The following is an 11,234-nucleotide window of genomic DNA, read 5'->3' on the forward strand; positions in this document are numbered from 1 at the left end:
ACCCCTTACCATTCGATATTTTCAACAGGAACGATATTCTCGTTTTTCTCTACAGAGTAGACCGAGCCGTTTTTGATGTGGATGATGCGGTCTGCCATGGCCGTAAGCGCTTGGTTGTGGGTGATGATGACCACGGTCATACCGTTTTTGCGGCTGGTATCCTGCAGCAATTTGAGAATGGCCTTGCCGGTGTTATAATCCAGAGCGCCCGTCGGTTCGTCACAGAGCAGCAGTTTTGGATTCTTAGCCAAGGCGCGGGCGATGGCGACACGCTGCTGCTCGCCGCCGGAAAGCTGGGCTGGGAAGTTGTTCATTCTATGGGAAAGTCCCACCTCCTCCATGACCAGTTCCGCGTCCAGAGGGTCTTTACAGATCTGTGTAGCCAGAGAGACGTTCTCCAGGGCAGTTAAATTCTGTACCAGATTATAGAATTGAAATACAAAACCGATGTCGTATCGCCGGTAAGCGGTCAATTCTTTTTTGTTGTACTTGGATATTTCTTTTCCATCCAGCAGCACAGATCCTGTCGTCAGCGTATCCATGCCGCCCAGTATATTTAGAAGAGTCGTTTTGCCTGCGCCAGAAGCGCCGACAATGACGCAGATTTCTCCTTTTTCTATTTCAAAGGTTGCATCACTCAGGGCTTCGATGGAAACCTCGCCCATATGGTACACCTTTTTTACCTGTTGAAACTCTACATAAGCACTCATAGCAGGCCTCCTCTTTATCATGATATCTCATTTTAGCATATTACACATAGGAAATCAAAGCGTTCGGAATAATTGCAAATAAAAAGCGGGCTATTACAAGCCCGCTGCAATTCTGATGATCCCAAGGAGCAGCAGATGTACTGGATAGAAGAGATAAAAGAACCATTTTGAAAAATTCTGTGCTCTTTTCGCGCGCTGTCCGTTGTACAGACAGAGGATGCAAAAGGCGGCGAGGCCGATGCCTGCCATGGAGAAAAAAGAATTCCTAAGGTTTATGGCAAGGGGGAAAAGAGTGAGCCCTCCTGCGAAATTAACAAGGCCGAAAAGGACAGCGCATAGTAAGAATGCCAGTTTCAGCCTTCCGTCAGAATTCTTCGCCCAGAGGAACAACAGGGTGAAGATCGGTGCCAGTAATGCCCAGTCACAGAACAAACTCAGCAGCATCATGAGGACGATGAGCAGAATCCTGACAGGCTTGTTTTTGACCTGTTCAGCTGTGAGCAGGATCAGGAAACACAAGACCAGTGTCGTCATCATGCTGAACCCATGAAATTCTATATACGTACCGCTGGTAAACGCCAGACTGTATGGAATCTGCGAAAGAAAGGCGAACAAAACCAGTCTCTGCAAATACTTCTTCTTTGAGTGCGTGTATTGATAACCCTCCACTAGGAAGTAGCACATCGTCACCGCTGTGAGATATCCTAAATTGAGAAATATCTCGAACAGGATTCCCTCGGGTAAAAAGATGTATGCGATGTGATTCAGCAGCATGGCAGCCATGGCGATATATTTGACGACGTCTTTACTCCACCGCTTTTCTTTTTGGCTCAAGTTCATTTTATTTTGCTCCTTTGTTGATGACGAAGTCGCCGCTGACGGTAGAAACACTAAATTCGCATTCACCGCTGCCGATGATATAAACATCTTCTTCTTCGTAGCGAGTGCTGAACTCGGAGGAAAAATCACCTGAAACACTGTCTAGCTCTGCTGTCACGCTGCTGCCTTTTGGCAGAGAGATGGTACAGTCCCCGGAAGTGGAGTCCATATTCAGCTCTTTTGGACAGCTCGTATAGGTTACCTTCATATCCCCGGATACGGTGCCCATATTCACATATTTGGCTTCGATGTTTTTCCCTAAAAGATTTCCAGAGGTGGTATCCACATCCAGGGAAGCGATGTGCAGGTCTCTGATATTTAGGTCTGCAGAAACCGCGTCAAAATTCAATTCATCCAGGCTTTTTGCCAGTGCCCGCGGAACTTTAATTTCCAATTGTTTACTGTAGTTTATAGAGCCCGTAAAGTTAAATTCTGCTGTCTGGAGAAAATAGTTGATCTCCAAGGTGTCTCCGCTGATTCGATAACGAAGGCAGTTCTCTTCATCGATTTTGCCCTTTGATTTTTCTCTGATGACGATGTCGTCGCCGTCGTAAGGAATGACAGTCACCCTTCCACTGATCCAGTCGATGTCGATGGAGTTTATGGACGCATCAGATACATGGTAAGTATTATTTTCTTCAAAGTCATTATCGAAGTCGTCTCCGTAACGAAAGGATGCATTCCAAAGCCCATCGAAGAGGATATGACGGGGCGAAGCACCGGCGAAACGGCCGATGGCAGAAAGAACGATACCCACAGAAATCAGGCAGATGGAAATCATCAAGATGATCTTGGTACTCTTTTTCATTTAGTTCGCCTCCTTTTTAATAAACAGACTCTTGATCTGGACGAAGATCCAGCGAGTCAGCTGGATGAGGCCCAGGATGGCGACCTTTGCTCCCAGAAACGACAGCAGGCAGAATCCCATAAGCCCCAGACCGGATCCGATGGTATAGATCACCGTAGGGAAGCCTGCGCCAAGCAGCCAGAAGGATTTGAAGAACAGATAGATGCCGAGGAGCCCTAGGGACAACACGACGGCAAAGATGGATATGATCAAAGACCAGATGACCAAATAAACCGAGGCGATGACAGCTGCAAATGCCAGCAGCAGCGAAACCCAGAGGGGCGACCCTACGATGGCGATGACGATTGCCGCTGTGGACCAGCCGTTTTTCGGTTTGACAGTAGTTTTGACCAGAGTAGATAGAGCCGTCGTCTCCATGATGCCCTGTGCAATCTGATTGATATCGCCGAAGCTGGCTACGGCGGCTTCTTCGCTCATGCCGTCCTCGACCATGTCTTCAATTAGTTCACTGTAGTATTCCAGCCTTTTTTCGATTTCCGGTTCCGGCAGCTGTGAAAGCCGGATGCGCAGTTGATGTAAAAATATTTCTCTATTCATCCCGGATGCCCTCCTTAATATATTGATAGATGGCTTCTATTTCTTCCCAGCCAACGAGGAATTCTTTGATCTGCTTTATACCCATATCTGTAATTTTGTACATCTTACGAAGGCGGCTGTTGTGTTCGACGGTATACACCATCAGATAGCCGGACGCCTCTAATCTCCGCAGAATGGGATACAGGGTAGATTCGGACAGTTTGATGTAGTCAGAAAGGTCTTTGATGATCTTATAACCGTAGGAGTCCCCTCGCTGCAGTACGGACAAGATGCATACTTCCAGAAGTCCTTTCTTCATCTGTGGATTTATCATTTAATATACCCCCTTTCACGTCATACTATACAACACATAGTATTATGTGTCAAGGAGTATTTTTGAAAAAGAATTTCTTTTATCAGATTGCCATATGTGCTATGATAAATAATAATGTATTGATACTGGACCATTGGAGGTGTTGACTTTGGGAAATAGATCTTTAAAAGAAGTAGAGAACTTAGCTCATAGGATTTTAACTACATATTTCTGCGACTCTGATCTGGAATTTATGATTTCCACCTTTGCTGCTGATATTATCTGGCTGGGCGGCGGTGAAAAGCAGAAAGCAGAAGGCAGGGAGACTGTAGAAGCTTGCTTTCGAGCCGGAAAGGACGACATGATCGCCTGCAGTATGTCGGAGGAGGTCTATCATTCCATGGATTTAGGAGGCGGCTGTTACCTCTGCGAAGGAATCAGCCATCTGCAGAGCAAACCGGAGTCGGAAGCTTATTTGGACGTACAGCAGCGGGTTACTTTTGTTTTTCGAGAAAAAGGAGATGCACTTGAAACGGTGCACATTCATAACTCTGTCCCTTATGCTGAAATGAAGGACGACGAACTTTTTCCCGTTGAGGCGAGCCGGGCAGAATACCAAAGGCTGAAATCAGCGCTGCTCGAGAAGAATCAGGAGCTTGAACACCAGACCCAGTTTTTAGAACAACTCTATAATACCGTCCCCTGTGGCATCATTCAGTTTTCTAAAGATCCCCGCCACCAACTGCTTTCTGTTAATCCGATGACCTGGAAATTCTACGGTTATGCTTCGGAAGAGGAATATCGAAGGAATATCAAAAGCCCTTTGCAAGCCGTAGAGACGCAGGATCTGGATTGGATTATGTCCATCGTAGAAGGGTTGAAACTAAATGGTGAAACAGCGTCTTACCACCGTGAATGTATCAAAAAGAACGGAGAAAAGGCCTGGATCAACGTTGCAATGGGCAGGATTGTCAATAGCAATGGGCAGGAAGTCATCCAGGCGGTTTTCACTGATATTACAGAACAGATGCAGATAGAAAAAGCGCAGGAGAGGGAGCGAATTCTTGAGAATCGTTCTCTCCGGGCAGCCATTTATACGGCCTATCCGCTGATTATCAGCATCAATCTGACGAAGGACAGCTACAATTGTTTTGTAGACGGGCAGAATTTTTACGTATTTTCTAAAGAAGGAAAGTTTACCTCTTTCATTGAGCAGTGTGCAGACAGCACATACCCATCCTATCAGGAAGAATTCGTTTCTAAATTTAGTCAGGAGGCACTGCTGCAGCAGTTTGCAAAGGGAGAACGAGAAGTATATATGGAATTGAAAACCAAAGATTTGAGAGGGATCTATCACTGGGTTTCCGTCCATGTCATCTACGTTGAAAATCCTTTTAGCGACGATGTCTTGGCTATCAGCTTGGTCAAAATTCTCGACAGCCAGAGACAAGAACAGGCAAAACAGGAGCAGCTGCTCAGGGACGCACTGGTATCTGCAAAGGCGGCAAACCGGGCCAAATCAGATTTCCTCTCTCGCATGAGCCACGACATCAGGACTCCGATGAACGCCATCATCGGCATGAGCGCCATAGGACAGCTAAAAGCGACCGATTTAGAAACCGTAAAGGAGTGTTTTCATAAGATCGACACCTCCTGTAAGTATTTATTGTCTTTGATTAACGACGTATTGGATATGTCCAAAATTGAGACTGATAAAATGGAGATGAATTTTGAACACTTTGACTTTGCTTCTTTTATGGATGAACTCAATCAGATCATCTGTCCGCAGGCAGAAGAGAAGGGGATTCGTTTTGAAGTGCGCCAGGGTGAAGGGTTGGAGACGGGTTACATCGGCGATGCCCTGAGGATGAAACAGATTTTGATGAATCTCTTATCCAATGCTCTCAAGTTCACGCCCCTCGGCGGAGAAATCAGTCTTGAGATTAAAGAGAAAAGGCGCTCAGGCGGATTTTCCTATTTACAGTTTCTCGTTAGGGATACGGGCGTCGGCATGTCAGAAGAATTTTTGGAGAAAGTCTTTCATCCTTTTGAACAGGAGGCACCTGGCGATGCCCGCAATTATGTAGGGAGCGGCCTGGGACTATCTATCGTCTATAACTTAGTTCAGCTGATGGGCGGCTCTGTCAGTGTGAAAAGCAAGAAGCAGGAGGGCAGCGTCTTTCAGGTTATCATCCCTTTCCAGTTGGTGACAGATGAGCTAATGACAGGGCAAAAAGTGGACAGCCTGCCTGAAAATGCAGCAGAGGATGAGAACCTCTGGCAGCCTGACACACCTCTGTCCTTGACTGGACAACGCATTTTACTAGCAGAAGACAACGAGCTGAATCAAGAAATTGCCAGGACGCTGTTAGAAATGCAGGGTGCTGTCGTGGATGTCGCTGATAATGGTCAGGAAGCTGTAGAACAATTTCAAAGACAGAAACCGGGCGCTTATCTGGCGATTTTGATGGATATCCGCATGCCTGTTCTGGACGGCATTGAGGCGACGAAACAGATTCGCTCTTTGGAGGGTGAAGACGGCAGACAGATTCCTATCTTGGCAATGACGGCCAATGCCTTTGAAGAGGACAGAAAGAAAGCTTACGATGCAGGGATGAGCGGATACTTGATTAAACCGCTGGACATCAACACCCTGTTGAGCGAACTAAAGAATTTATTGATGAAGTAGAGGAAGTCATGAAAAAAATAGAAGAAAAGTTATTTGCCCTGCAGGATTTACAATACAGGGATTTTCACTCGCGGCTGATGCCCGATTATAAAAAAGATTTCGTAATTGGCGTACGCACGCCGGCCCTTCGAAAGCTGGCAAAAGAATTAGCAAAAGACAAGGATTCAGAGGTATTTCTCAAAGAACTGCCGCATAAGTATTATGAGGAAAATAATCTTCATGCTTATCTGATTGAGAATATTGCTAAAACCTTTGAAGAGGCAGTGATGTTAACAGAGAAGTTTCTTCCCTATGTCGATAATTGGGCGACCTGTGACACCTTCTCTCCCAAAGCGTTTAAAAAGGATCTAAATGCTCTGTACGACAAGACGCTGGAGTGGATGAACAGTTCTCATGTCTATACCGTGCGTTACGGTATCGTGACCCAGCTGCAGCATTTTCTGGACGTAGAATTCAGAAAGGAAATGCTTGATATTATGGCAGAGATTCATACAGAAGAATATTACATAAATATGGCCATTGCGTGGTATTATAGTTTTGCGCTGATTAAACAATATACAGCCACAATTCCGCTCTTTGAGGAAAGACGGCTGGACAAGTGGGTTCACAACAAATCTCTGCAAAAGGCCATAGAAAGCTATAGAATTGACAAGGAGACAAAGGACTATCTGCGCAGTCTGAAAATAAAATGAGCAAAAGAAGAGAAAAGCGGCATCATGGAATACGAAACTTTATCATTTACTGCCTGATTCTTGTGGCAATCTGGTATGCAGGGACTTTTACATTAAAAACCACAGAGGTGACAGTTGAAAGCAGTAAGCTGAAAGACGATCTTACCATCGTGCAGCTGACAGATCTGCACGGTTCTTCCTTTGGTCAAGGTAATAGCCGGCTCATTGAACGGGTAAAGGATGCCAAACCCGATTTTATCGTCATTACTGGCGACATGTATTCCTCAGGAGATGAAAAAGGAAAGCAGACTGCGATCAATCTGATGACGGATTTGGCTAAATTTTGTCCCGTGTATTTTGTCAATGGAGAACATGATAATAACGAAACGTTCGATAAGCAACTGACGGCTGCCGGCGTGGAAGTACTGGACTACGAAAGCAAGGATATCACCGTCGGCCGGACAACGGTTCGTTTATACGGAATCAGCAATGTGTATTACAGCAGCACCTTTGACTTAGCCAACGAATTCACCTTGGACGAAGGGATTTTTAACATTTTGGCTGCGCACATCCCTAACTTTGAAGCCTTTGCAGATTTCGGCATAGACCTTTCTCTATGCGGAGACAGCCACGGCGGTCAGGTACGTCTGCCCTTTGTGGGCGGATTTAACAATGGCGGTGTCTGGTTTCCTGAACTATTAGACGGAGAGGGGAAATACGTCAAAGGATTGTACGAAATGGGAGACAAGAAACTCTTTGTTTCCAGCGGATTGGGCAATTTTCCATTTCCGATTCGTTTTCTCAATCGGCCGGAAGTAGCCGTCATTCATCTATCTGGCGAATAAAGTCGAAAAAGGTCAATTTGGGGGTTGCAATAGGGGACAAATGGATAGTATTATATAAGCAATAGAAAGATAAAAGAGGTGTATTACTAAAAAAGGGAAGAGGTTATGCTATGAAGAAGAATGTGAGAACGATTGTTTATGTGATGATTTTAGTCGTCGTTGCAGGGGGGATTTATTTGTGGAGCCAGAACGGCTCAGGCGAGGACTTGCTTGGCGGTCTGGATCCTGACAGTTATGATGTGGAAGCGACATGCTCCGGGGTAGAGGATCACAATTTAATCTGCAACGCTGGTAACGATACATACCTTTATTTGGACGATGTAGATGTTTTTCTGCAGAAGATCGATACAACGGTTGACGAAAAAGGCGACGAGACGACAAAAGTCAGTTATAAGCAGTATTCCATAGAAGCTCTGCAGAAGAAGACAGAAGAAGGGGATCTTTCAATCCGCATGTGGCTGACGACCACCGGCAAGGTACAGAGCATCATTGTTTTGGAGCAGAGCTACGACAACAACAACGCCAGTCTGGCTAACCTGGATGGTTTGGAACCGTCCAGCTTCACTTCCTCCAATACGATTCTGTCCATGAAGAAGAACAGCATGAGGCTTGCGCCGATCAACTATAATGCGGACGAGCCGGAAAAATTTGAAGGCTTTATCAAAGAATACAAACTTGCCAAGAATGTAAAATTCTACAGCGAAACGGTGAAAATCACTGTGGACAGTGAAAACAAAGAGATCAACAAGAATATTCAGTTTGCGAAGACGACGTACAAGAAAATAAAGGACAACCTTGAATATGGAAATAATGCGTATATTTGGTTTAACAAATACGGCAATATTTCAGCCGTCATGATATTTACAGAATCAAGAGTCAGAGATTTGGAAGAATGATAGGAAACGGAAGAGGGCCAAGGCCCTCTTTTCTTTTGCCTGAGATTTACAGCTGGCATGCCTTGACAGGGATAAAAAATGACTATATGATAATATTATCATGCAGAAAGAGGGACAATAGGGTATGAAGAGAATTGAAAATGTGACGATTGTAGGTATGGGTGCCCTTGGTATATTATATGGGGATTTTTTTGTGAAGAAAATGGGAAAGGATCATGTGACCTTTGTGGCTGACGCGGAACGGGTTGCCCGCTTTGAAAAAGAAGGCGTATATTGCAACGGAGAAAAGTGCAGTTTTGATATGATAGAGGGCGGCAGGCAGGAACCGACGGATTTGCTGATCTTCGCGGTCAAGGGAACTGCTTTGCGGGAATCCGCCAGACTGGCGGAAAAGTCTGTGGCAGAAGATACGGTGATCTTGTCCCTGCTCAACGGCATTTCCAGCGAGGAAATTCTGGCGGAGATTTTCGGAGAGCAGCATCTGATCTATACCGTCGCCCAGGGCATGGATGCCACCAAAATCGGCAACAGGCTTAAATTCTCCAACATGGGGGAACTTCGCATCGGCGTGCCAGATGCAGATCCGCAGAAAAAAGAAAATCTGCAGAGAGTCATGGAATTTTTTGATCGGACGTCTCTGCCGTACACCGAAGAAGAGGACATCAAGAAAAGAATGTGGAGCAAGTGGATGCTCAACGTGGGCTGCAACCAGGTGATCATGGTGGAGGAAGGTTCTTATCGGACCATACAGGAGGAAGGAACTGGCAGGGAGCGTGCGAAAGCGGCCATGCGGGAAGTAATTGCCGTCGCCCGTGCCGAGGGCGTGCATTTGGGGGAAGAAGATTTGGAAGGATATATGGCTCTCGCAGATACCCTGGACCCAGATGGAATGCCGTCCATGAGACAGGATGGACTGGCAAAGCGGTATTCCGAGGTGGATCTGTTTTCTGGCACAGTTTTGGAAAAGGCGGCGAAACACGGCATCGATGTGCCGGTCAACCGAGAATTAAACAGGAGAATCAAAGAGATAGAGTCTGCATATGAGAGACGCTGAAGAGGGGGCTTAGTGATGCATAAGATTTTGATAGTAGAGGACGATATGGTCATCGCAAATGCCATAAAGAATCACATCGCGACTTGGAATTGTGAAGCCAGGTGTGTAGAAGACTTCAAAGAAGTGATGGCGGAGTTTGCCGCCTTTTCGCCGGATCTGGTGCTGCTGGATATCGGACTGCCGTTTTTCAACGGCTACCACTGGTGCACGCAGATCAGAGCCGTGTCAAAGGTGCCGATTATCTTTATCTCTTCGGCCTCGGACAACATGAACATCGTCATGGCGATGAACATGGGCGGAGATGATTTCATCGCAAAGCCCTTCGATTTGACTGTACTTACGGCAAAGGTGCAGGCCATGCTGCGCAGGACCTATGACTTCGGTACCAGCAGCAGTGTACTGGAGCACAGAGGCGCCATGCTGAACACCGGTGACGCGACGCTGACCTATGAGGGAGAAAAAATCGACCTGACCAAAAACGAGTTCAAAATCCTCCAGCTTCTTCTGGAGAACAAGGGACAGGTGGTCAGCAGGGACGACATCATGGTCAAGCTGTGGGAGACAGACAGCTTTGTAGACGAAAACACTTTGACTGTCAACGTGGCCAGACTGCGGAAAAAGCTGGAGGCCAGCGGATTGTCAGACTTTATCAAGACGAAGAAAGGCATGGGATATCTGGTGGAGTGATATGCTGGGAAAATATATTAATAGTAAAAATAAGTACATCTTGCTGTTTCTGCTGTATCTGGGAATCTTCTGCCTGATTGCCTACCTATACGATATGCCCATAGACGCCTGCCTGTATGCCATGGCGCTGTGCCTCTTCTTTGCCGTCGTCTTCATGGCTTACAGTTATTTCCGCTATAAACAGAAGGCGGAGTATCTGATGGATATCAAGGCGCGCATTCAGTACGGACCGGAGCAGATGCCCAAGGCTGCAAATGGCATCGAGGAACAGTATCAGGAAATCATCCAGCAGCTTTATAAGAAGACGGCGGAAGCCATCTCCAAAAACGACAGCAGCATGTCCGATATGATCGACTACTATACCCTTTGGGCACATCAGATCAAAACGCCCATCGCTGCCATGCGGCTTCTGCTGCAGAGTGAAAATAGCTGCCAGTCCAAGGACGAACTGACCATGGAACTGTTCAAAATCGAACAATATGTAGAGATGGTGCTGCAATATCTGCGGCTGGGCAGCGACAGCACGGATTTTGTCATCAGAAAACAGCCTCTGGACGATATCGTCAGAGAGGCAGTCAAAAAGTATTCCACCACCTTTATTAAGAAAAAAATCTCTTTGGAATATCGACAGACGGATGCCGTGGTCATCTCCGACGAGAAGTGGCTCAGCTTCGTCATCGAACAGATTCTCTCTAACGCTCTCAAATATACTTATTCGGGGAAAATCTCCATCTATTTGGATGAGAATCTGCCCAATACTCTGGTCATAGAAGACACCGGAATCGGCATTCAGAGCGAGGATCTGCCGCGAGTCTTTGACAAGGGATACACAGGCTATAATGGACGCAAGGACAAGAAGTCCACTGGAATCGGCCTCTATCTGTGCCGTCAGGTGATGAACAAGCTGGGACATACCATGTCCATAGAGTCAGAGGTTGGAAAAGGAACAAAGGTAAAATTAGGATTAAATTATCAAGAGATGAGTGTTTACGAATAAGTCTTACGAAATTGTAAGATTCCAATAGCAGATTGTAAGGGAATGTATAGGATTTACGTTCCCTTTTTTGTTAGAATAAGCACATAAGGTAAAGAAAGGGGTTCAAATA

At 46.0% G+C, this 11,234-nt stretch carries 12 protein-coding genes; 7 read left to right on the plus strand and 5 right to left on the minus strand.

Annotated elements, in window-relative coordinates; all coding sequences use genetic code 11:
* Nucleotides 1-5 precede the first annotated feature (5 nt).
* The 5 genes from BN6539_RS14770 to BN6539_RS14790 form a co-directional block, all read right to left on the minus strand.
* The gene (locus BN6539_RS14770; RefSeq protein ID WP_067540192.1) at nt 6-710 is read right to left on the minus strand and encodes an ABC transporter ATP-binding protein; all 705 of its coding nucleotides are present in this window, start codon (nt 708-710) and stop codon (nt 6-8) included.
* A gap of 93 nt (nt 711-803) precedes the next feature.
* Nucleotides 804-1,550 (minus strand): TraX family protein, encoded by a 747-nt coding sequence (locus tag BN6539_RS14775; RefSeq protein WP_067540194.1) that lies wholly within the window; start codon nt 1,548-1,550, stop codon nt 804-806.
* A gap of 1 nt (nt 1,551) precedes the next feature.
* Nucleotides 1,552-2,397, minus strand: coding sequence for a DUF4097 family beta strand repeat-containing protein (locus tag BN6539_RS14780; protein ID WP_067540197.1), 846 nt, complete (start codon nt 2,395-2,397; stop codon nt 1,552-1,554).
* Nucleotides 2,398-2,994 carry a DUF1700 domain-containing protein gene (locus BN6539_RS14785; RefSeq protein WP_067540199.1) on the minus strand — a complete coding sequence of 199 codons (597 nt, stop codon included), beginning with the start codon at nt 2,992-2,994 and terminating at the stop codon, nt 2,398-2,400.
* On the minus strand, nt 2,987-3,307 hold the full coding sequence (locus BN6539_RS14790) for a PadR family transcriptional regulator (RefSeq protein WP_264473526.1): 321 nt from the start codon (nt 3,305-3,307) through the stop codon (nt 2,987-2,989). Before BN6539_RS14790 ends, BN6539_RS14785 begins: the two co-directional genes overlap by 8 nt.
* 148 nt (nt 3,308-3,455) lie before the next feature.
* Here BN6539_RS14790 and BN6539_RS14795 point away from each other — a divergent pair, with 148 nt between their 5' ends.
* From BN6539_RS14795 to BN6539_RS14825, 7 genes are all read left to right on the plus strand, one after another.
* Nucleotides 3,456-5,975 (plus strand): PAS domain-containing hybrid sensor histidine kinase/response regulator, encoded by a 2,520-nt coding sequence (locus tag BN6539_RS14795; protein ID WP_082907549.1) that lies wholly within the window; start codon nt 3,456-3,458, stop codon nt 5,973-5,975.
* A gap of 8 nt (nt 5,976-5,983) precedes the next feature.
* On the plus strand, nt 5,984-6,667 hold the full coding sequence (locus BN6539_RS14800) for a DNA alkylation repair protein (RefSeq protein WP_067540205.1): 684 nt from the start codon (nt 5,984-5,986) through the stop codon (nt 6,665-6,667).
* Nucleotides 6,664-7,491 (plus strand): metallophosphoesterase, encoded by an 828-nt coding sequence (locus tag BN6539_RS14805; RefSeq protein ID WP_067540208.1) that lies wholly within the window; start codon nt 6,664-6,666, stop codon nt 7,489-7,491. The genes BN6539_RS14800 and BN6539_RS14805 overlap by 4 nt, the downstream gene beginning before the upstream one ends.
* A gap of 110 nt (nt 7,492-7,601) precedes the next feature.
* Nucleotides 7,602-8,387: a hypothetical protein gene (locus BN6539_RS14810; protein WP_067540211.1), complete on the plus strand. Its 786-nt coding sequence runs from the start codon at nt 7,602-7,604 to the stop codon at nt 8,385-8,387.
* Between the two features lie 124 nt (nt 8,388-8,511).
* Nucleotides 8,512-9,441, plus strand: a complete 930-nt coding sequence (locus BN6539_RS14815) for a ketopantoate reductase family protein (protein WP_067540214.1) — start codon at nt 8,512-8,514, stop codon at nt 9,439-9,441.
* A 15-nt stretch (nt 9,442-9,456) separates the two neighbouring features.
* Complete coding sequence (locus BN6539_RS14820; RefSeq protein WP_067540217.1) at nt 9,457-10,128, plus strand: response regulator transcription factor; 672 nt, start codon at nt 9,457-9,459, stop codon at nt 10,126-10,128.
* A gap of 1 nt (nt 10,129) precedes the next feature.
* A complete protein-coding gene (locus BN6539_RS14825) occupies nt 10,130-11,125 on the plus strand; it encodes a sensor histidine kinase (RefSeq protein ID WP_067540220.1) in 996 nt (331 codons plus the stop codon).
* The last annotated feature ends 109 nt before the right edge of the window (nt 11,126-11,234 follow it).

Origin of the sequence: Emergencia timonensis, assembly GCF_900086585.1 — a bacterium.
GTDB lineage: Bacteria > Bacillota > Clostridia > Peptostreptococcales > Anaerovoracaceae > Senimuribacter > Senimuribacter timonensis.